Raw genomic sequence first — 19,226 nt, forward strand, 5'->3', positions numbered from 1 at the left:
CGCACGAGATCCCGGCTGTGGACAACCACGGAGTGCGCTCTTCCGTCTGGGAGAATGGCTCGCGTAGGGCTGTCAGGCAGCACCCCTCAGGAAGAAGGACGTACCGACCGTGGCTCAGAGCAGCACCGAGACCGACTGGGTCTCCCGTTTCGCGGACGAGGTCATCGCCGAGTCGGAGCGACGTGCGCCTGGCAAACCGGTCGTCGTCGCCTCCGGCCTCTCCCCGTCCGGCCCGATCCACCTGGGCAACCTCCGCGAGGTCATGACCCCGCACCTGGTCGCCGACGAGATCCGCCGCCGCGGGCACGAGGTCAGGCACCTCATCTCCTGGGACGACTACGACCGCTACCGCAAGGTGCCGAACGGCATCGAGGGCATCGACGCGTCCTGGGCCGAGCACATCGGCAAGCCGCTGACCTCCGTCCCGGCCCCCGCCGGCTCGCCCCACCCCAACTGGGCCGAGCACTTCAAGGCCGCGATGGTCGAGGCGCTGGCCGAGCTGGGCGTCGAGTACGACCCCATCAGCCAGACCGAGCAGTACACCGCGGGCATCTACCGCGAGCAGATCCTGCACGCGATGAAGCACCGCGGCGACATCGACGCCATCCTCGACCAGTACCGGACGAAGAAGGCGCCGAAGAAGCAGTCGCAGAAGCCGGTCGACGAGGCCGAGCTGGAGGCCGAGGAGGGCTCCGGCGCGGCGAGCGAGGACGACGGCTCCGGCGGCTCCTCCGGCTACTTCCCGTACAAGCCTTACTGCGGCCGGTGCGAGAAGGACCTGACCACGGTCACCTCGTACGACGACGAGACGACCGAGCTGGCCTACACCTGCGCGAACTGCGGCTTCTCCGAGACCGTGAAGCTGAGCGAGTTCAACCGCGGCAAGCTGGTCTGGAAGGTCGACTGGCCGATGCGCTGGGCGTACGAGGGCGTCATCTTCGAGCCCTCCGGCGTCGACCACTCCTCGCCCGGCTCGTCCTTCGTCGTCGGCGGCCAGATCGTCCGCGAGATCTTCGACGGCGTCCAGCCGATCGGCCCGATGTACGCCTTCGTCGGCATCAGCGGCATGGCCAAGATGTCCTCCTCGCGCGGCGGCGTGCCCACGGCGGCCGACGCGCTGAAGATCATGGAGGCTCCGCTGCTGCGCTGGCTGTACGCCCGCCGGAAGCCGAACCAGTCCTTCAAGATCGCCTTCGACCAGGAGATCCAGCGGCTCTACGACGAGTGGGACAAGCTGGAGGCCAAGGTCGCCGACGGCACTGTGCTGCCCGCCGACGCCGCCGCGTACTCCCGCGCCGCCCGCACGGCCGCCGGCGAGCTCCCGCGCACCCCGCGCCCGCTCCCGTACCGGACGCTCGCCTCGGTCATGGACATCACCGCCGGCCACGACGAGCAGACCCTGCGGATCCTGACCGAGCTCGACCCGGAGAACCCGGTCACCTCGCTGGTCGAGGTCCGGCCGCGCCTCGACCGCGCCGAGAACTGGATCACCAGCCAGGTCCCGGCCGACCAGCGCACCATCGTCCGCGACGAGCCCGACGCCGAGCTCCTCGGCTCCCTCGACGACGAGGGCCGCGAGTCGCTCCGGCTGCTCCTGGCCGGCCTCGACACCCACTGGTCGCTCGACGGGCTCACCACGCTCGTCTACGGCGTCCCGAAGGTCATGGCCGGGCTCGACCCCGAGGCCAAGCCGACGCCCGAGCTGAAGCTCGCCCAGCGCGCCTTCTTCGCCCTGCTCTACAAGCTCCTCGTGAGCCGGGAGACGGGACCGCGTCTGCCCACGCTGCTCCTGGCCGTGGGCGCGGACCGGGTGAGGAAGCTCCTCGCCGCGTGAGCGCCTGACCGGCACGCGTGAAGGGCCGCCACCCGATGCGGGTGGCGGCCCTTTCACGTGCGGCGCGGCGCGGGGCCGGCGGGCGTCAGGCGGTGTCGAGCTCGGCCATGGCGTCCGAGACCCGCTGCTGGGTCGCGGGGATGATCCGGTAGAGCAGGTCCGTGTCCGCGGCCGGGAACTCCTGGAGGCCGTAGTGGGCGGCCACCAGCTGCGCCAGCTCGGCGTCCGCCGGGAAGCGGTCGTTGTCCTGCACGTACGACCACATGATCTTGAAGACGTCCTCGTCGAACTCGTTCACCGGAGGCTGTGGCTCCTCGACGTACTCGGGGTACTCGACGAACTCCTCGGGACCCGGCGGAGGCACGTCCTCCGGCCCCTGCGGGACCGGAACCGGCATGGGCTCCAGGCCATCGACGATCTGCGGGTTGTACGTGCCCTCGTACGACTGCGGGGAGACCGTCTGGGCCGCGAACCACTGGCTCTCGTGATTCACCGGCATCCCGGGGACCTGGCCCTCGACGGGGAACTGGCCCTGCACGGGCATCTGACCCTGGCCCGGGATCTGCATCTGACCCTGGCCCGGAATCTGCGGCCGGCCCTGCCCGGGGAGCTGCGGCTGGCCCTGGGCCGGGAGCTGCGGCTGCGCGGGGACCTGGCCCGGGACCTGGACCTGGCCCGGGACCTGCGCGATCGGGACCTGGCCGGGCACGGGGGCCTGCCCCGGGACCGGGATCGGGGCCGGGCCCTGGAGCGCCGCCGGCTCGCCCTGCACCAGTGCCGCCGGCTGGGGCTGCTGCGGAGGCAGCACCGCCGGTTCGATGCCGGCCGCCGCCAGACCCGCCGCGGCCGTCTCGGCCAAGGGGACGCCGTAACGGGCCAGCCGCAGCGGCATCAGCGCCTCCACGGGGGCCTTGCGCCGCCACGCACGGCCGTACCGGGCCTGGAGGCGGGCCTGGTAGATCAGCCGCTCCTGCTCCAGCTTGATGACCTGCTCGTACGAGCGGAGCTCCCAGAGCTTCATCCGGCGCCACAGCCGGAACGTGGGGACCGGGGAGAGCAGCCAACGGGTGATCCGCACACCCTCCATGTGCTTGTCGGCCGTGATGTCCGCGATCCGGCCGACGGCGTGCCGCGCGGCCTCGACGGCCACCACGAACAGGACCGGGATCACCGCGTGCATCCCGACACCCAGCGGATCCGGCCAGGCGGCCGCGCCGTTGAACGCGATCGTCGCCGCCGTCAGCACCCAGGCGGTCTGGCGCAGCAGCGGGAACGGGATCCGCAGCCACGTCAGCAGCAGGTCGAGGGCGAGCAGGACACAGATGCCCGCGTCGATGCCGATGGGGAAGAAGTACGAGAAGGTGCCGAAGCCCTTCTGCAGGGCAAGCTCACGCACGGCGGCGTACGAGCCCGCGAAACCGATTCCCGCGATGACCAGCGCACCGGCGATGACGAGGCCGATGAGTATTCGGTGTGTGCGTGTCAGCTGCATCGCGGCCACCCGCGATCCCCTCCCGTCAAACGACATCCGGCGCGCACAGAGTGGCACATGCGCGAGGAGCCCGGCCCTCGGGGGAGGGACGGGCTCCGCATGAATGTGCCACCCTGTGCTGGTTTGTGACTACTTGTTCGCCGCGGCGACCGCTGCCACGGCTTCCTTCGCCGCCCTCACGGCGCCGTCCACGATGGTCTTGTCCGTGGGAGCGGCGGCACCCGAGTAACCGGTGCCGTTGTACGAGAGCAGCACCAGCACGTTGCCCGTCCGCGCCACGATCGACGCGTACACGAAGTCCGCATCCGTCTTGCGCACCTTGTAGGCGACGGCCTGCGCCTCGTCGCCGACACCCGGCGCCGCCAGCGTACGGATGTTCTTGGCGCCCGGCGTCTCCTGGACCTTGGCGAGCTCCTTCGCCAGGTTCTCCTGCGCGCGCTCCTGGCCGCTGCCGAGGGCGGCGTCCGACTCGTACCGGTAGAAGGACACGTCCAGCCAGCGGTAGTGCGAACCCTTCACGCCCTTGTCTTCCAGACCGTTCCACGAGCAGCCGCCACGGCTGGCCAGGTCGCTCGACACGGCGGGCGTGCCGTTCTTCGTCTTCGCCTTCGGCACCAGGGCGGCCGTCGTCTTCGCCGTGACCGACTTGCAGACGTCCGGCAGCTTCGCGAACCTCGCGGGCTCGACCGCCTTCGTCGACTGCGAGGGCGAGGGGGTCGCCGCGGAGGCGGACGCCTTGTCCTGCCCCTGCGTCTTGCCGGAGTCGCCGGAGCCACCCGAATCCGAGGAGCAGCCGGCGGCGACGAGCATCACCGGGACGGCTGCGCAGGCGAGTATGCGGGTGAGTCGCGAGGCAGATCGCTGCATGGTTCCTTCAGTCGCTTGTCGTACGGTCCGGCCGGCCGTCCGGGGGTGCCGGCCGTGGCCGTGGCCACGGGGCGGTCACGGGTACGCCGACACGTTACGTGGTCGCCGTCCGCTCACGGAGCGGACGCGAACGGCTACTCCTCCAGCCGTTCGGCGAGCAGCCGGGCCAGATTCCGGGCCTTTTCCTGCAGTTCCCCGCTGTCGGGGGCCTCGGCGGAACCGGTCGTCTGCTCCCGGTAGGACACCGTCACGATGACGTTCGATGTGCGGAACACCACGCTGACGGCACGCTGATGGACGTTCGCGCCGACCTTGCTGAGCACGTCGTCGAGGTACGCGATGTCGCCGAGGCCGTCGAGGATGCGCGGTTCGAGACCGGTGGAGGTGGGATCGGCCGAGCCCGAGCCGGTCGGGGCCGGGCCGGTCGTCGTGCCGCCGGCGGGCGCACCGGTGGTCGTGCCCGTGGTGGCGCCGGTCGCCGGTGCCCTGGTGGCCGGGGCCTTGCCCGGGACCGAGAACGGAGCTCCCGCCGCGGCCGTCGTCGTGGGAGCGGCCGGCGTGGTGGCGGTGGGCGTGGGCGGGGCGGTCGGAGGCAGCGGGATGCCCGCGCCGAGCTGCTTCCCGGTGAACACCTCCTGCGCACGGTCGGCGTCGCTCACGGTGGTGTCGTACGAGACCACCCGCTCGATGTCCAGCGTGAGCCGGTGCGAGGTGTCGGGGGTGTCGGCCCGCCAGGTGCAGCCCACGCGCCGGTCGGTGTCGTACGTGACGGCGGCGATGCCCCGGTACGCCCTGCCCCGCTCGACGTCCGGCAGCGCGGCCGCGCCGGGGAGCAGGTCCTTGAGGGCGGCCGCCGGGACCGAGCCGCACGGTTCGAACAGGGTGCGGTAGCGGCCGGGTGGCGCGACGGGGGCCGCGGGGCCGGCCTTGGCGTCGACGACGATGTCGTCGGCCGGAGCGCCGGCGGAGCAGCCCGTGAGCCCGAGCCCGAGGCCCAGCCCCAGGACGCTGGTGAGGACGACGGCGGTACGGGCCGTGGGCCCGGTGCGGCCGGGGGCGTACCTCTTTCGCTGCACGGTCCCAGGCTCCCTTCTCCCGAAGTCTTTCCCGAAAACTGTTTGCCGCGCGAACCCGGCCGGTGGACACAATGTCTATCGCACACGCAGCTGTTGATGCCGGTCCGCTGTCACCTGTACGGGCTTTGGCTCCGGTTTTTGCGTTATCTGACTTTTCGGGGGAATCGAGGAAGTATGTCGTACGTAGAGGTGCCCGGCGCGAAGGTCCCGATCAGGATGTGGGCCGACCCCGCCACTGTCGAGGGCGGTGCCATGCAGCAGCTGCAGAACGTGGCGACGCTGCCGTGGATCAAGGGTCTCGCCGTCATGCCGGACGTCCACTACGGCAAGGGCGCCACCGTCGGCTCCGTGATCGCCATGGAGGGTGCGGTCTGTCCGGCCGCCGTCGGTGTGGACATCGGCTGCGGCATGTCCGCGGTCAAGACGTCCCTGACGGCGAACGACCTGCCGGGAGATCTGTCGCGGCTCCGCTCGAAGATCGAGCAGGCGATTCCGGTCGGCCGGGGGCTGCACCGCACGGAGGTGGACCCCGGACGGCTCTACCAGTTCCCGACGGCGGGGTGGGACGACTTCTGGTCGCGGTTCGACGGGGTGGCGGACGTGGTGAAGTTCCGCCGTGAACGGGCGCGGCAGCAGATGGGAACGCTCGGAGGGGGAAACCACTTCATCGAGTTCTGCCTCGACGAGTCGGGTGCGGTCTGGCTCATGCTCCACTCCGGCTCCCGGAACATCGGCAAGGAGCTCGCCGAGTACCACATCGGCGAGGCGCAGAAGCTGCCGCACAACCAAGGGATCGTCGACCGCGACCTGGCGGTGTTCGTCGCGGACACCCCACAGATGGCGGCCTACCGGAACGACCTCTTCTGGGCGCAGGAGTACGCGAAGTACAACCGCGCGATCATGATGGCGCTGTTCCAGGAGGTCGTCCGCCGGGAGTTCCGCAAGGCGAAGGTGACTTTCGACCAGGTGATCTCCTGCCACCACAACTACGTGGCGGAGGAGCGGTACGAGGGCATGGACATGCTGGTCACGCGGAAGGGCGCGATCCGGGCCGGCTCCGGGGAGTTCGGGATCATTCCGGGCTCGATGGGCACGGGCTCGTACATCGTGAAGGGTCTGGGCAACGCGGCGTCCTTCAACTCCGCCTCGCACGGAGCGGGCCGGAAGATGAGCCGCAGCGAGGCCAAGCGGCGCTTCTCCACGCGGGACCTGGAGGAGCAGACGCGGGGCGTGGAGTGCCGTAAGGACTCCGGCGTCGTGGACGAGATCCCGGGTGCCTACAAGCCGATCGAGAAGGTGATCGACCAGCAGCGGGACCTGGTGGAGGTCGTCGCGAAGCTGAAGCAGGTCATCTGCGTGAAGGGCTGATCCCGGTGGGGGCGCGTCGTGCCTTCGTCGGAGAGGAGGGGCCGGTGCACCGCACCGGCCCCTCCCGTGTTCCTAGAGCTCGCGGTGGACCTTGGTGTTGGATGCCTGGGCGCGGGGGCGGACGACGAGGAGGTCGATGTTGACGTGCGGGGGGCGGGTGCAGGCCCAGGTGATGGTGTCGGCCACGTCGTCGGCGGTGAGGGGCTCGGCTACGCCGGCGTAGACCTTGGCGGCCTTGTCGGTGTCGCCGCGGAAGCGGGTGGTGGCGAACTCGTCGGTCTTGACCATGCCGGGGGCGATCTCGATGACGCGGACGGGGGTGCCGACGATCTCGAGGCGGAGGGTCTCGGCGAGGACGCGGGCGCCGTTCTTGGCGGCGACGTAGCCGGCGCCGCCTTCGTAGGTGGAGTGGCCGGCGGTGGAGGAGAGGACGACGACCGTGCCGTCGCCGCTCGCGGTGAGGGCGGGGAGCAGGGCCTGCGTCACGTTCAGCGTGCCGATGACGTTGACCTCGTACATCTGGCGCCAGTCCGCGGGGTCGCCGGTGGCGACGGGGTCGGCGCCGAGGGCGCCGCCGGCGTTGTTGACGAGGACCGCGAGGCTGCGGAAGGCGGTGGCGAACTCGTCGACGGCGGTGCGGTCGGTGACGTCGAGGGCGTAGGCGGCGGCCTGGTGGCCGGCGTCGTTGATCTCGGCGGCCAGGGCCTCGATGCGGTCCTTGCGTCGGGCGGTGAGGACCACGCGGTAGCCGGCGGCGGCGAGCTGCCTGGCCGTGGCGGCGCCGATTCCGCTGCTCGCTCCGGTGATGACGGCGATGGGGGTACCGGGGCCGGTCATGACGTGCTCCTCGCGCAGGTGGTCGATTACGTCGATCGCCCGGTCAGGATAGGTGGGGGCGGGGGCAGGCGGTCTCACGGGGCGGGTGCGGCCGGGGGCGAGCGGGGGGACACGCGGACTGATGGGTTGTCAGAAGATGTGATGGTAGGTGGGTATTTTGGTGCTATGCGTGGATTGCGGAAGGGTGTGCTCGGGGTCGCTCTCGCGGCCGCGGCGGTGATGGGCGCGGGCGGCACCGCCGGCGCCGTGGGGCCGGTGGTCGGGCCCGAGGCGGATCTGTCCCACCACGGGCATGTCTCCCTCTGGGACGGGAGGGTCGGGGTCTGGCTGGTCAGCGAGAACCACGGGCCCTCCGACCTGTCGCAGGCGACGGTCCGGCTGGCCTTCTCCGAGCCGATGGCGGGTGGCCATGAACTGCCGCCGGCGTGTCTGTGGAGCAGTGACCGGGTGGTGTCCTGCCGGACCGGTGAGCTGCGGGCCGTGGGGGGCGCCGGGGAGCTGGCGCTCGATCTGAGGACGGCGGGGCTGCCGGACGAGATGACGGTGGAGATCACGACGGCGTGGCGGGACGGGGTGGCCGACCGGAACCCGAGGAACGACCGGCACCGGGTTCTGGTGCTCGCCACCGGGGACCCGTACGTCTTCTGAGTCTTCCGAGGGTGGAGGAGTCGCCGGGCCGGCCGGTCAGAGGCCGGTCCGGAGGACGTATCCGTCGGGGCGGACGAGCACCGTGGCGCGCTGCGCCGGGTCCGTCCAGGTGGCGCGTACGAGGTGGTCCGGGGTGACGGGGGCGGTGGGCGGCAGCTTCGGGGAGGCGCCCTCCGGGGTGATCAGGACGAACTCGCCCGCGCGCAGGAGTTCGTAGAGCCGCCCTTCGCGCAGTCGGACGTCGGGCGCGCGGCGGCCCGAGGGGCGGCCGGCTCCCGGTTCCGGCGCGTACGCGATGCCGATGCCGCTGATCCCGCCCATGACCCGGGAGGTGGCGGGCCGGAAGGCGCTCAGGAGGCGGACGGCGAGGGAGCGGGCGGCGCGGGTGAGCGGGGTGTGGGCCATGGCGAGGCGCACGATGGCGCCGCTGCTGCGGAGGACGGCGGCGCCGACCGGGTGGCGTTCGGACTGGTAGCTGTCGAGGAGGGCCTCGGGGTCCGGCGCCTCGCCGCGGAGGGCGGCGACGAGCTTCCAGGAGAGGTTGGCGGCGTCCTGGAGGCCGGTGTTCATGCCCTGGCCGCCGGCGGGGGAGTGGACGTGGGCGGCGTCTCCGGCGAGGAAGACCCGGCCGACGCGATAGGCGGGGACCTGGCGCTCGTCGCTGTGGAAGCGGGAGATCCAGCGGGCGTCGTGCATGCCGTGGTCGGTGCCGAGGGCGGTGCGGGCGATCCCGCGGAGTTCGTCGAGGTCGACGGGCTCGCTGTCGGGGACCTGGCGGGTGCGGTCCCAGCCCATGGCCCGGTACCAGCCGTCGCCGAAGGGGGCGAGGAAGACGAAGGCGTCCCCGGAGCCGCTGACGGTGAACGACTCGGCGGGCTCCCGGGTGAGGCGGACGTCGGCGAGGACGATGGAGCGGATCACGGAACGGCCGGGGAAGGGCAGGCCGAGGGCGGAGCGGACGGCGCTGCGGACGCCGTCGGTGCCGACCAGGTGGCGGGCGCGGAGGGTGAGGGGGCCGTCGGGGCCGGTGAGGTCGGCGGTGACGGTGTCGGCGTCCTGGCGCAGTCCGCTCAGCGCGGTGTCGTACCGGAAGGTGACGCCGGCGGTCACCGCCCGGCGCTCCAGGAGGCGTTCCACCTCGTACTGCGGGGTGACGAGCAGGTGGTTGAAGCGGCTGGGCAGCCGGGTCAGGTCGAGGTCGAGGCGGCCGAAGAGCCGGGCGTGGGCCAGGGTCGTGCCGGTGGCGAGGAGCTCGTCCGCGAGGCCGCGGGCGTCGAGCTGTTCCAGGGTGCGGGCGTGGACGCCGAAGGCCCGGGTGAGGTTGCCGAGGCCGTGCGCGCGGCGCTCGACGAGGGTGACGCGGATGCCGGCGGCGGCGAGGTCGCCGGCGAGGAGCAGGCCGGTGGGTCCGGCGCCGACGACGAGTACGTCCGTGTCCGTGGTGGTGCTCATGGCTGCCTCCAGGGTGCCCACGCTCGTTGGCCAACGTTTGTTTGCCAACGCTTGTTGGCAACGGTAGGGGTGGTTCGAATGACATGTCAACACCCGTTGGCCTACAGTCGTTGGTATGACGACCGTCCGCCGCTCCGACGCCACCCGGGCCGCCATCCTGGAGGCCGCCCGTGAGCGCTTCGCCTCCGACGGGTACGAGCGGGCCACCATCCGGGCCATCGCCCGCGACGCCGGGATCGACCCGTCGATGGTCATGCGCTACTACGGCAACAAGGAGGGGCTCTTCGCGGCCGCCTCCGAGATCGAACTCGACCTCCCCGAGCTGGGACTCCTGCCGGAGCGACACATCGGGGCCGTCCTCGTGACCCACTTCCTGGAGCGCTGGGAGCGGGACGACGTCCTGACCGGGATGCTGCGGGTGGGGGTCACCAACGAGGCGGGGGCGGCCCGGATGCAGGCGGTCTTCGCCCGGCAGCTCGGCCCCGTCACGCGGGGTGTGTGCCCCGACCCGGAGGAGGCCCCGCGCCGGGCGGCGCTGGTGGCCTCCCAGATCCTCGGGATGGCGCTCACCCGCTACGTGCTGCGGCTGCCGCCGGCGGTCGAGATGACCACCGACGAGATCGTCGCCTGGCTGGGGCCGACCGTGCAGCGCTATCTGACGGCGGAAGCCCCCTGAGCGGGCGGTTCCTGGGTCGTACAATCTCTGCATGACGCAGAAGAGTTCCGCCCGGCGCGACACCCTGATGACCGAGCTGTACGGGGAGGCCCGCCGCTACATGGCCGCCTACGCCCTGTTCAACCAGGCCGTCGCCGACCACCTGGGGCTCCATCCGACCGACGTGCAGTGCCTGAACCTGCTCAGCCTGGAGGAGGGCCCGGTGACCACCGGGCGGATCGCCGAGCTGACCGGGCTCACCACGGGATCGGCGACCCGGCTCGTCGACCGCCTGGAGCGGTCCGGATACGTGACGCGGGAGCGGGACACCGAGGACCGGCGGCGGGTGCTCGTGGCGCTCGTGCCCGCGCGGACGGCGGAGCTCGGCGCCCTGTGGCGGAAGCTGAACGCGACCTGGGGCACGATGTTCGACGTCTACAGCGACACCGAACTCGCCCTGCTCATCGCCCATATGCGGCGCACCGTCGAGGTGAGTGCCGCGCAGATCGAGCGGCTGCGCGGCGGCGACCTCGACTGAGTCAGGCGGTCGTCGCGCCGCCGAACTCGCGTACCGCGTCGGAGACGATCGCCTCCAGGCGGGCGTGGTGGGCGCCGCGCCAGTAGACCCGGCCGCAGGCCGCGCACTGGGCGAACACGTCGTACGTCTTCTCGGTGCCCTGTTCGAGGCGCTCGCGGACCTCGTCCTTGTCGGTGTCGGTCAGCTCCCCGTTGCACGCCGTGCAGCGGGTCCAGGGCGCGAGCCGCGGCGCGAACCGCCCCAGCACGTCACGGAGCTGGTCCTCGGGCCGGTCGCTGTAGACGTAGGCGCCCGCCCACAGCTCGCGGCGACGCAGCAGGCCGCGGTCCCGCGACAGCATGACCCGCCGCTCCCGCGCGGACAGCGTGGCGAGCGCGGGGTCGCCGATGTCCTCGCTCTCGTACGCCGCGTCCACGCCGAGCAGCCGCAGCCGCCGGGCCAGCGTGCCCAGGTGCACGTCGAGCAGGAACCGCAGCGGTGCGCCGGGGACCGGCTGCGGGCGGGTGACGCCCTCCACCTCGACCGTGTCGCCCGGGGCCGGGACGTACGAGGTGTCGACCGGCCGCCCGTCGACCAGGAGCCGTCCGGCCTCGGTGAGCGGCACCCCCAGCGACTCCACGACATGGCCGAGCGAGGAGCTGCCGTCGGTGGTCACCGGGGTGCGGCCCGAGCGCCGCTCCGAGGCGACGAAGACCCGCAGGCCGGGGGCGAAACTGATCTGGATCTCCGGTCCGTTCACGGGGACAGGATGGCACCGGGGCGAGGGCGGTGGCCAGGGAATTCGCCGTGAGGGCGGGCGGGGCGCCGGGCCGGAGCCCGGTCAGGGGCGGAACGCCCCGGCGTGGTCGGCGACCCAGGCGGCGAAGGGGCGGGCCGGGTGGCCGGTGAGGTCCTCGACGGTACGGGTCAGGGGCACCGGGCGGCCGTCGTGCGCGGACCAGTAGGAGAGCAGGGCGTCCGCGAACGCCTCGGGGAGGAAGCCCGCGACCGACTCCTTCCACTGCTCCGGGGTGACGACGGTGTGGGGCGCGGGCCGGCCCGTCACCTCGGCGACGATCACCAGCTGCTCGGTGAAGGCCAGCGACTCGGGACCGGTCAGCACATACGAGGAACCGCGCAGCCGGGGCTCGGTGAGCACCGCGAACGCGGCCTCGGCGACATCGCGCTCATGGATCGGATCGCCGTGCGTCCCGGGATGGGGGAGGGCGGGTCCCCGGCCGCCCCGGAGCGCCGGCGCCCACTGCAGGGCGTTGGTGGCGAAGGCGCCCGGCCGGAGGTGGGTGGTGTCGAACGCCCCGGCCTCCGCCGCGGCGGACAGGGCGCGCTCGACCGCGAGGTGGGAGGCGGCGATCGGGTTCTCGGCGGCGTCCGGGGCGAGGACGGAACTGGAGGAGAGAAGGACGACGTGCTCGACGCCGGCGTCGCGGGCCCGGGCCGCGAACGCCTCGGCGTGCGTGGCCTCGGCATAGAGGAAGACGGAGTCGACGCCGGCCAGGGCGGCGCCGAAGGTGGCCGGATCGGCGAGGTCGCAGCGCACGGTGTCGACGCCGCGGGGTGGCGAGAGACCGGCCGGGTCCTTGGAGCCGGCCCTGGCCTTGACGCCCGCGGCGTCGAGCAGGCCGAGGAGGGTGGCGGCGACGCGGCCGCGGCTGCCGGTGACGAGAACGGTCATGAGGGGGTGTCCTTCCGGAGGGCCGCGCGGCGCGGGATTGCTGCGCAGCGAATAATCTGCGTTGTGCAGATAAATATCCGTGAGGGTGCCTCTCCCGTCAACCCCGAAAAAACCTGGGGTACCGTCCCGGCATGAAGATCACCGACCTCGAGCCCGGCGACCCGCGACTGGAGAGCGACCTCCTGCCGGTCCTCTCCGAACTCCGCCCGCACCTCACCCCGGAGCTCTTCCGCGAGGTGTACGAGGCCGGGCACCCCCAGGGACTGCGGTTCAGCGCCGCCTACACCGACGAAGGCCGCTGCGTCGGCGCGGCCGGCTGGCGGATCGTCAACAACACCAGCTCCCTGCGCAAGCTCTACGTCGACGACCTGGTGACCGCCGCCGCCCAGCGGTCCACCGGCGTCGGCCACGCGCTCGTCGCCCACCTGGAGGCCCACGCCCGCGCGGCCGGCTGCCACGAGCTCAACCTGGACTCCGGCACCCACCGCACCGGAGCCCACCGCTTCTACCTGCGCGAGCGCTTCGACATCGTGGCCTTCCACTTCACCCGGCCGCTGACCGGGCAGGAAGACGCCGCCTAGGCCGTCCGACCCAGGTCGAACCGCCAGTCGTTGCAGCGCATCGGACGCCCCGGCGGGTACTCGAAGCCCCGCTCGCCGAGCAGCTCGAACCCCGCCTTGCGGCACACCGCGTTCGACGCGGCGTTGTCCGTCGACGGGAACGCGTGCAGATGGCGGCGGCCGCCCGCGGCCCGGGCCCGCTCCGCCACCGCGCGCGTGGCGGACGTCGCCAGGCCGCGGCCCTGGAAGCCCGGCAGCACCGCCCACCCCGTCTCGTACACCGGCTCGCCGTCCCACGTCTGCGCCCAGTAGCCGATGCTGCCGGCCACGACCTCCTCGGGCAGCAGCACGATCCGAAACATCCGTCCCGCGCCCGTGTCGTCGGCGCTCAGGTCCACGTACCGGCGGTGGCGCCGGACGAGCTGCTCCTCGGTCTCGGGACCACCGAGGTGGTGCGTCAACTCCGGTGCGTTCAGGGCGCGCAGCAGGCCGGCGTCCTCCTCGGACCAGGGCTCCAGGCGTACGCGTGCGGTGTCGTCGTCCATCTCCGTACGGTAGGTCAGGGCACTGACAGGCCGCGGGCGTACGCCGTCGGCGGCACCCCGACCGTCGCCGTGAAGTCCCGTACGAGATGGGCCTGATCGCTGTAGCCCAGCTCGGCCGCGAGCCCCGCCCAGTCCGCCGCCTCCGCCTCCTCGGCCCGCTCCAGGGCCTCGTGGATGCGGTAGCGCAGGATCACCCACTTCGGGCCGACGCCGACGTGAGAGGCGAAGAGCCGCTGCAGGGAGCGCGCCGACAGGCCGGACACGGCGGCCAGCCCGGACACCGTCCGGACCGTGCGGTCCCCGCGTACCAGGTCCACCAGCTCCATCGCCTGCGCGGCGGCCGGGTCGGGTGCAGGCCCATGGGCCAGGAGAAAGGCGTCGAGCGCCGCCACGCGCGCGGGGTCGCCGTCCGGGGAGAGGACGGCGGTGAGAACGGAGGGGAGGGCGCCGGATACGACCCCGGGGCCTGGTCCGGCGTCTCCGCCGGAGCCCTCGGCCGGGCTTGCGGAGGCGTCCCCTGCCCCGGCCGGGCCAGCGGAGGCGTCCGCCGTGTCCGGGAACACCTCGGCGAGCGGCACCCGGCGGCCCGTCCAGGCCGACACCGGCCACGCGGGCGCGAAGGGACGGAAACCGCCGGGCCGGAACTGGACCCCGCAGACCCGGCCCGTGCCGGTGAGCTTCTGCGTGAAGAGGCCGAGCCCGATCCCGGAGACCTCGGCGGACGACTCGGCGGCCTCCGGCGGGCCGTCGAGCGGACCGTACTGCTGGAAGACGACGTTCACCGAGGGGTGCGGGACGACGTGGGACGCGTACGGCTCCGGCAGATCCCAGTCGATCAGCCAGTAGTGCTCCAGATAGGGCCGCAGCTCCGGCGCCGGGGTGTGCCGGCGGAAGCGGACGCGGGCGAGCAGCTCGGCGGGGTCGACGATGCCCCGGGTGTCCCGGCGGGGAGCGGAGGCGGTCATGGTCCGCATGCTAGGGCCGAGCAGACCCGGCTCGCGGGCGATCCGGCACGCCGCCTGGCGCGTTTCTTCAAGACGGGGGCGGGCAGGTTCCCCTAGCGTCGCCTCCATGACGAACCAGGCCCCGCCCCGCATCGCCGACCTGCTGCACACCGCCGCCGCGCAGGCCGCTCCCCTGGTCGAGGGGATCGACGACGCCTCGCTCGGTGCGCCCACGCCCTGCTCCGCCTACGACGTGCGCGCCCTGCTGAACCACCTCTTCGCCGTCGTCGTGAACTTCCAGGCCCTCGCGGCGAAGCAGGATGCGGACTTCTCCGAGACCCCCGACCGGGTGGGGGAGGACGGCTGGCGGGACCGCTTCGGGGCGGAGGCCGGGAAGCTGGTCGCGGCCTGGGCGGCGCCCGGCGCGGAGGAGGGGACCACCGGGGCGATGGGGCTGCCCGCGCGGACCGTCGGGTCCATGGTGCTGCTCGACCTGACCGTGCACGCCTGGGACCTGGCGCGGGCCACCGGACGGGCCTTCGAGCCGGATCCGGCCGTGGTGGCGGGGCTCGTGGACGAGGTGGAGCGCATGGCGCCGATGGCGCGGAAGATGAGCGTCTTCGCGGAGGCCGTCGAGCTGTCCGAGGGAGCCACCGCCTTCGAGCGTCTCCTCGCGACGACCGGCCGCGACCCGCGCGTGTAGGGGCTGTCCGGCCGATCAGGCCGGGCTCGCGGTGTGATCGACAGGGTCCCAGGGGTCCCGGAACGCAGCCGCCCGGCTCTCCGGGCAGACGGCGCCGCCGCCGGACGGGACCGGGGGCCCGAGGCCGGGGTGCTCAGCGCAGGCGGCCGGGTGAGCCGGGGGTGAGGCGGGAGACGACCTGGCCGAACGCGTGCTCCTCGGCCGGTGTCAGGGCCACGGACTCCTGAGGGTGCCAGACGCGCTCCAGCGGGATGCCCGCCCGGTCGCGGCGGTCGCGGGCGCGGGCCCGCAGGCCCGCCGTCAGCCAGACCACCGTCGTGACGGCGAGCAGGCCGAAGAGCGTGAGGACCCGGGGGTCGGAGAACTGGCCGGGCAAGGACATGGCTTACTCCAGGACGTGCGGGCCGCCCGTGCGCGGCGCGCCCCGGCAGGTGGCGCGCGTGCACGTCGGCACTGGTGATTCGTACTGCTTCCTCCCGACCTGTTCAGTTAACACCACCTTGGGGGACTTTCGGCAGGGGGCCCGGGACCAAAGTCCCGGCCCCGCGCCCCGGGGCGTCCGGCGGGGGACCGCAGGCCCTCTTGTGCGGGCCGGGGAACCGCTTCAAGGTGGCGAAGAGGGAGATTCCGGCCGGGGAGGGAGCAGCCGCATGTCCGGAGCGAAGGCATGGGGATTCACGGACGACAGGGGTACGGAGCTCGGTGCGGGCCGGGTTCCGCGGCGGGTGGTCGCGTATGTGCGGGCCGGTGCGGCCCTCCACGACCTGGGGGTCACGCCGGTCGCCGTCTACGGCTCCGGGCACGACGGCGAGGTCCTCGATCCGGCGAAGGCGGGCGGACTCGCGGCCGCCGGGGTCCCGTACGTCGGGCCGGGGCGGGCCCTGGACGAGGGGCTGCTGCGGGAGCTGCGGCCGGACGTGGTCGTGGACGTCACCTACGACGGGAAGAGCCCGTACGCGCTGGACGAGGCGCTCCCCGAAGCGGTCGGGGTGCCCCTCGCCGCGCTGTCCGTCGGCAACGAGCTCACCCTGTCGGCGATCCTCGGCCGCTTCGGCGCGCTGGCCGCCTCCCTGGGTGCCGCCCCGCCGGAGGCCGTCGGACTGGGCGCGGCCGAGGCCGCGCTGCGGGAGGCCGCCGGCCGGACCGGGCTGGGGGTGCTGGCCCTCTCCGGCGCCGGTCCCGACCAGGTCCATCTGGCCCGCCCGCAGGCGTGGCCCGAGCTGGCGCGGCTCGCGGAGCTCGGGGTCCGGCTGCTCGACCCCGGCCCGGGGCCGGGGGCGAACTGGCTCACCGCCGACTGGGAGCGCGCCGCCGAACTCCGTCCCGGCCTGGTCCTCTTCGACAGCCGGGAGCACGCCACGCCGCCGCACGGGGCCGCGGCCGGCGCCCGGCTCGCCCCGTGGAACCCCGAGACCCCGCCCAGCCCGGCCGCCTATGCCCGCTTCTTCCGCGAGCTCGCCGCAGCGCTGGCGGAGTGACGGAGGGCGGACCTGCGGAGTGACGGAGGGCCGGACGGCGGAGTGACCGAGGGCGGGCCGGCGGGGTCCGCGGGTCAGGCCGGGGCCGCGGTGAGGCGGGTGCGGAGGGAGTCGGCGAACTCCTCGGCGCGGGCGAGCTGGGCCCGGAGTTCGGCGACCCGCTCCGCGGCGGCCTGCTCGTACCGGCGGACGCGGGCGGTGAGGGCTGCGCGTTCCTCCGGTTCGAGCTCGGCGACCGTGTCCGGGCGGTCGGCGGCGAGGCGGTCCACGGCGGTGAGGAGCTCGCGGGTCTCGTCGAGGGTGAAGCCGAGCGGCTTCATGCGGCGGACCACCATCAGCCGGGAGACGTCCGCGTCCGTGTAGAGGGGGAAGCCGCCCGGGGAGGCGGCGGACGGTACGACCAGGCCGCTGTCCTCGTACTGGCGGATGGTCCGCAGGGACAGCTCGGTCCGTGCGGCGACCTCGCCGATCTGCATGGGTTCGCCGGCCATTCGTACTCCGCTCACGCGTCAGGTCCTTCCTCGTACGGGGCTCCCACAGGGCGCGGCATCCGCGCATTACATACCATTCGTCCTAACTTCAGCACTTATGAGAGCTGGAAGTGCGGCGAAACGCCTGCTGGTCGGTCGTCCGCTCGACAGCGGCCGGCTCGGCGAGACGCTGCTGCCGAAGCGCGTCGCCCTGCCGGTCTTCTGCAGCGATCCGCTCTCCTCGGTCGCCTACGCCACCGAGGAGATCCTGCTGATCCTCGCCCTCGGCGGCCTCGCCGTGCTCCATCTGGCCTGGTACGCGGCGGTCGGCATCGTGATCCTGCTGCTCGTCGTCGTCGCCTCCTACCGGCAGACCTGCTACGCCTACCCGGGCGGCGGCGGGGCCTATGTCGTCTCCGCCGAGAACCTCGGGCAGCGCGCGGCGCTCACCGCCGCCTCCGCGCTGCTCATCGACTACGTGATGACCGTCGCCGTCTCCGTCGTCTCCGGGGTCGCCGCCATCACCTCCGCCGTCCCGTCGCTCGACGGGCACGCCGTGGCCCTGTCGGTGTTCTTCGTCGTGGTGCTCGCCTGGATGAACCTGCGCGGGGTGCGCGAGTCGGGCCGCTGGTTCGCCGTCCCCACGTACGCCTTCATCGGCGTCGTCTTCCTGATGTTCGCCGTGGCGGCGGTGCGGACGGCGACGGGGGCGACGATCCGTGCCGAGTCCGCCGCGCTGCCGGTGAACGCGGTCTCCTCCTATTCGGGGATCGCGCTCGTCCTGCTCGGCCTGCGCGCCTTCGCCTCCGGCTGCACCGCGCTGACCGGTGTCGAGGCGGTCAGCAACGGCGTACCGGCGTTCGCGAAGCCCAAGAGCCGCAACGCGGCCATGACGCTCGCGATCATGGGTGCGCTCTCCGCGACCATGTTCTTCGGGATCACCGTGCTCGCCATGGCCTACGAGGTCCACGTCGCCGAGGACCCCACCGAGCTCGGGCTCGCCCCCGGCACCCCGATGTCCACCGCGCTCGCCCAGATCGGGCGGGCCACCTTCGGCGACTGGCACGTCCTCTTCTACGCGCTCCAGGCCGTGACCGCGGGCGTCCTGATCCTGGCGGCCAACACCGCCTTCAACGGCTTTCCGATGCTCGCGTCCGTCCTCGGCCGCGACAGCTACGCGCCGCGCCAGCTCGCCCACCGCGGCGACCGGCTCGTCCACTCGAACGGCATCGTCCTCCTCGCGCTCGCCGCGATCGTCCTCATCGTCGCCTTCGACGCACAGCTGACCCGCCTCATCCAGCTCTACATCCTGGGCGTCTTCGTCTCCTTCACCCTTTCCCAGGCCGGCATGGTCAAGCACTGGCGGCGAGAACTCGCCACTCCCGCCGGGGCGGCGGACCGCCACGGCATCCGGCGGCGGCTCGCGATCAACGCCTTCGGCGCCTGCCTCACGGCGGTCGTCCTCGTCATCGTCCTCGTCACCAAGTTCACCCACGGCGCCTGGCTCGTCGTCATCGCGATGCCGGTGCTCTACGCCGGGATGAAGGGGGTGCGCAGGCACTACGAGACGGTCGCCGCCGAGGTCGCCGTCGGCCCGAGGGCGCGGGCCCGCGCCCTCGCCGAGAACCACGTCCTCGTCCTGGTGGCCTCCGTCGACGCGCCGAGCCTGCGGGCGCTGTCGTACGCGAAGACCCTGCGGCCCGACTCCCTCACGGCCGTCACGGTCGCCGAGGACCCGGCGGAGGCGGAGGTGCTCCGCGCGGCCTGGGAGGCGCACGGCATCGACGTACCGCTGCGGGTGCTCAGCTCCCCGTACCGCGCGGTGGTCCAGCCGCTGCTGCGGCACGTCCGGGAGGCGCCCGAACGGAAGGGGGACGCGGTCGTCTCGGTGGTCATCCCCGAATACGTGGTGGGGCACTGGTGGGAGCAGCCGCTGCACAACCAGAGCGCGCTGCGCCTCAAGAGCCGGCTGCATTTCATGAAGAACGTCGTGGTCATCGACGTGCCGTACCGGATCGCCTCGGCCCGCGAGCTCGCCGCCGAGCGCGCGCGGCAGGCGCCGCCGGCCCCGCGGCGTTGACGGGGCG

General features: G+C 72.9%; 20 protein-coding genes. 9 read left to right on the forward strand and 11 right to left on the reverse strand.

Translation table 11 applies throughout. The features are described 5' to 3' along the window. Positions 1 to 109 precede the first annotated feature (109 nt). Positions 110 to 1,834 (forward strand): lysine--tRNA ligase, encoded by a 1,725-nt coding sequence (lysS, locus tag ACFVZH_RS26965; protein WP_384901091.1) that lies wholly within the window; start codon positions 110 to 112, stop codon positions 1,832 to 1,834. An 85-nt stretch (positions 1,835 to 1,919) separates the two neighbouring features. Here the strand turns inward: lysS and ACFVZH_RS26970 are convergent, their stop codons facing one another. The 3 genes from ACFVZH_RS26970 to ACFVZH_RS26980 all read right to left on the reverse strand — a co-directional run bounded on the left by ACFVZH_RS26970 (position 1,920) and on the right by ACFVZH_RS26980 (position 5,269). Further along, entirely contained in the window at positions 1,920 to 3,335 is a 1,416-nt protein-coding gene (locus ACFVZH_RS26970) for a DUF2637 domain-containing protein (protein WP_384901093.1), read from the reverse strand. 120 nt (positions 3,336 to 3,455) lie between these two features. Then, on the reverse strand, positions 3,456 to 4,193 hold the full coding sequence (locus ACFVZH_RS26975; protein WP_384901095.1) for a DUF3558 domain-containing protein: 738 nt from the start codon (positions 4,191 to 4,193) through the stop codon (positions 3,456 to 3,458). A gap of 134 nt (positions 4,194 to 4,327) precedes the next feature. Further along, complete coding sequence (locus ACFVZH_RS26980; protein ID WP_384901097.1) at positions 4,328 to 5,269, reverse strand: DUF3558 domain-containing protein; 942 nt, start codon at positions 5,267 to 5,269, stop codon at positions 4,328 to 4,330. Between the two features lie 174 nt (positions 5,270 to 5,443). On the opposite strand from ACFVZH_RS26980, the gene ACFVZH_RS26985 reads away from it, so the two are divergent. Next, entirely contained in the window at positions 5,444 to 6,637 is a 1,194-nt protein-coding gene (locus ACFVZH_RS26985) for an RtcB family protein (protein ID WP_384901099.1), read from the forward strand. A gap of 72 nt (positions 6,638 to 6,709) precedes the next feature. Here ACFVZH_RS26985 and ACFVZH_RS26990 read toward each other — a convergent pair whose 3' ends face one another. Next, complete coding sequence (locus ACFVZH_RS26990; RefSeq protein ID WP_384901101.1) at positions 6,710 to 7,474, reverse strand: SDR family NAD(P)-dependent oxidoreductase; 765 nt, start codon at positions 7,472 to 7,474, stop codon at positions 6,710 to 6,712. A 165-nt stretch (positions 7,475 to 7,639) separates the two neighbouring features. On the opposite strand from ACFVZH_RS26990, the gene ACFVZH_RS26995 reads away from it, so the two are divergent. Next, positions 7,640 to 8,122 (forward strand): hypothetical protein, encoded by a 483-nt coding sequence (locus tag ACFVZH_RS26995; RefSeq protein WP_384901103.1) that lies wholly within the window; start codon positions 7,640 to 7,642, stop codon positions 8,120 to 8,122. 36 nt (positions 8,123 to 8,158) lie between these two features. Here the strand turns inward: ACFVZH_RS26995 and ACFVZH_RS27000 are convergent, their stop codons facing one another. Continuing rightward, positions 8,159 to 9,574 (reverse strand): FAD-dependent monooxygenase, encoded by a 1,416-nt coding sequence (locus tag ACFVZH_RS27000; protein ID WP_384901105.1) that lies wholly within the window; start codon positions 9,572 to 9,574, stop codon positions 8,159 to 8,161. Between the two features lie 115 nt (positions 9,575 to 9,689). Between ACFVZH_RS27000 and ACFVZH_RS27005 the strand changes: the two genes are divergently transcribed. Further along, complete coding sequence (locus ACFVZH_RS27005; RefSeq protein WP_384901107.1) at positions 9,690 to 10,250, forward strand: TetR family transcriptional regulator; 561 nt, start codon at positions 9,690 to 9,692, stop codon at positions 10,248 to 10,250. 31 nt (positions 10,251 to 10,281) lie between these two features. Then, a complete protein-coding gene (locus ACFVZH_RS27010) occupies positions 10,282 to 10,767 on the forward strand; it encodes a MarR family winged helix-turn-helix transcriptional regulator (RefSeq protein ID WP_384901109.1) in 486 nt (161 codons plus the stop codon). 1 nt (position 10,768) lies between these two features. Here the strand turns inward: ACFVZH_RS27010 and ACFVZH_RS27015 are convergent, their stop codons facing one another. Continuing rightward, a complete protein-coding gene (locus ACFVZH_RS27015) occupies positions 10,769 to 11,506 on the reverse strand; it encodes a Mut7-C RNAse domain-containing protein (RefSeq protein WP_384901111.1) in 738 nt (245 codons plus the stop codon). A gap of 81 nt (positions 11,507 to 11,587) precedes the next feature. After that, positions 11,588 to 12,439 (reverse strand): NAD(P)H-binding protein, encoded by an 852-nt coding sequence (locus tag ACFVZH_RS27020; RefSeq protein ID WP_384901113.1) that lies wholly within the window; start codon positions 12,437 to 12,439, stop codon positions 11,588 to 11,590. Positions 12,440 to 12,570: 131 nt separating this feature from the next. Between ACFVZH_RS27020 and ACFVZH_RS27025 the strand changes: the two genes are divergently transcribed. Next, positions 12,571 to 13,020, forward strand: coding sequence for a GNAT family N-acetyltransferase (locus ACFVZH_RS27025; RefSeq protein WP_384901115.1), 450 nt, complete (start codon positions 12,571 to 12,573; stop codon positions 13,018 to 13,020). On the opposite strand, the gene ACFVZH_RS27030 is transcribed toward ACFVZH_RS27025, so the two are convergent. Then, positions 13,017 to 13,544 (reverse strand): GNAT family N-acetyltransferase, encoded by a 528-nt coding sequence (locus ACFVZH_RS27030; RefSeq protein ID WP_384901117.1) that lies wholly within the window; start codon positions 13,542 to 13,544, stop codon positions 13,017 to 13,019. The genes ACFVZH_RS27025 and ACFVZH_RS27030 overlap by 4 nt on opposite strands. A gap of 14 nt (positions 13,545 to 13,558) precedes the next feature. Beyond that, a complete protein-coding gene (locus ACFVZH_RS27035) occupies positions 13,559 to 14,509 on the reverse strand; it encodes a DUF6597 domain-containing transcriptional factor (RefSeq protein ID WP_384901118.1) in 951 nt (316 codons plus the stop codon). Between the two features lie 106 nt (positions 14,510 to 14,615). On the opposite strand from ACFVZH_RS27035, the gene ACFVZH_RS27040 reads away from it, so the two are divergent. Then, positions 14,616 to 15,191, forward strand: a complete 576-nt coding sequence (locus tag ACFVZH_RS27040; protein ID WP_384901120.1) for a TIGR03086 family metal-binding protein — start codon at positions 14,616 to 14,618, stop codon at positions 15,189 to 15,191. 133 nt (positions 15,192 to 15,324) lie between these two features. Here ACFVZH_RS27040 and ACFVZH_RS27045 read toward each other — a convergent pair whose 3' ends face one another. Next, positions 15,325 to 15,573, reverse strand: coding sequence for a hypothetical protein (locus ACFVZH_RS27045; RefSeq protein WP_384901122.1), 249 nt, complete (start codon positions 15,571 to 15,573; stop codon positions 15,325 to 15,327). A gap of 268 nt (positions 15,574 to 15,841) precedes the next feature. Between ACFVZH_RS27045 and ACFVZH_RS27050 the strand changes: the two genes are divergently transcribed. Further along, complete coding sequence (locus tag ACFVZH_RS27050; protein ID WP_384901124.1) at positions 15,842 to 16,669, forward strand: ABC transporter substrate-binding protein; 828 nt, start codon at positions 15,842 to 15,844, stop codon at positions 16,667 to 16,669. A 74-nt stretch (positions 16,670 to 16,743) separates the two neighbouring features. Here the strand turns inward: ACFVZH_RS27050 and ACFVZH_RS27055 are convergent, their stop codons facing one another. Then, the gene (locus ACFVZH_RS27055; protein WP_384901304.1) at positions 16,744 to 17,160 is read right to left on the reverse strand and encodes a MerR family transcriptional regulator; all 417 of its coding nucleotides are present in this window, start codon (positions 17,158 to 17,160) and stop codon (positions 16,744 to 16,746) included. Positions 17,161 to 17,257: 97 nt separating this feature from the next. Between ACFVZH_RS27055 and ACFVZH_RS27060 the strand changes: the two genes are divergently transcribed. Next, complete coding sequence (locus ACFVZH_RS27060) at positions 17,258 to 19,219, forward strand: APC family permease (protein ID WP_384901126.1); 1,962 nt, start codon at positions 17,258 to 17,260, stop codon at positions 19,217 to 19,219. Positions 19,220 to 19,226 lie beyond the last annotated feature (7 nt).

This window comes from Streptomyces sp. NPDC059534, assembly GCF_042743475.1.
Lineage (GTDB): Bacteria > Actinomycetota > Actinomycetes > Streptomycetales > Streptomycetaceae > Streptomyces.

Excerpts from the sequence above, each read along its gene's own strand:
- ACFVZH_RS26985 (WP_384901099.1), top strand. The coding sequence starts at position 5,444 with ATGTCGTACGTAGAGGTGCCCGGCGCGAAGGTCCCGATCAGGATGTGG.
- ACFVZH_RS27055 (WP_384901304.1), bottom strand. The coding sequence starts at position 17,160 with ATGGCCGGCGAACCCATGCAGATCGGCGAGGTCGCCGCACGGACCGAG.
- ACFVZH_RS26990 (WP_384901101.1), bottom strand. The coding sequence starts at position 7,474 with ATGACCGGCCCCGGTACCCCCATCGCCGTCATCACCGGAGCGAGCAGC.
- ACFVZH_RS27050 (WP_384901124.1), top strand. The coding sequence starts at position 15,842 with ATGTCCGGAGCGAAGGCATGGGGATTCACGGACGACAGGGGTACGGAG.
- ACFVZH_RS26975 (WP_384901095.1), bottom strand. The coding sequence starts at position 4,193 with ATGCAGCGATCTGCCTCGCGACTCACCCGCATACTCGCCTGCGCAGCC.
- ACFVZH_RS27035 (WP_384901118.1), bottom strand. The coding sequence starts at position 14,509 with ATGACCGCCTCCGCTCCCCGCCGGGACACCCGGGGCATCGTCGACCCC.
- ACFVZH_RS27030 (WP_384901117.1), bottom strand. The coding sequence starts at position 13,544 with ATGGACGACGACACCGCACGCGTACGCCTGGAGCCCTGGTCCGAGGAG.
- ACFVZH_RS27040 (WP_384901120.1), top strand. The coding sequence starts at position 14,616 with ATGACGAACCAGGCCCCGCCCCGCATCGCCGACCTGCTGCACACCGCC.
- ACFVZH_RS27000 (WP_384901105.1), bottom strand. The coding sequence starts at position 9,574 with ATGAGCACCACCACGGACACGGACGTACTCGTCGTCGGCGCCGGACCC.
- ACFVZH_RS27045 (WP_384901122.1), bottom strand. The coding sequence starts at position 15,573 with ATGTCCTTGCCCGGCCAGTTCTCCGACCCCCGGGTCCTCACGCTCTTC.
- ACFVZH_RS27025 (WP_384901115.1), top strand. The coding sequence starts at position 12,571 with ATGAAGATCACCGACCTCGAGCCCGGCGACCCGCGACTGGAGAGCGAC.
- ACFVZH_RS27005 (WP_384901107.1), top strand. The coding sequence starts at position 9,690 with ATGACGACCGTCCGCCGCTCCGACGCCACCCGGGCCGCCATCCTGGAG.
- ACFVZH_RS27020 (WP_384901113.1), bottom strand. The coding sequence starts at position 12,439 with ATGACCGTTCTCGTCACCGGCAGCCGCGGCCGCGTCGCCGCCACCCTC.
- ACFVZH_RS26995 (WP_384901103.1), top strand. The coding sequence starts at position 7,640 with ATGCGTGGATTGCGGAAGGGTGTGCTCGGGGTCGCTCTCGCGGCCGCG.
- ACFVZH_RS27060 (WP_384901126.1), top strand. The coding sequence starts at position 17,258 with ATGAGAGCTGGAAGTGCGGCGAAACGCCTGCTGGTCGGTCGTCCGCTC.
- ACFVZH_RS27010 (WP_384901109.1), top strand. The coding sequence starts at position 10,282 with ATGACGCAGAAGAGTTCCGCCCGGCGCGACACCCTGATGACCGAGCTG.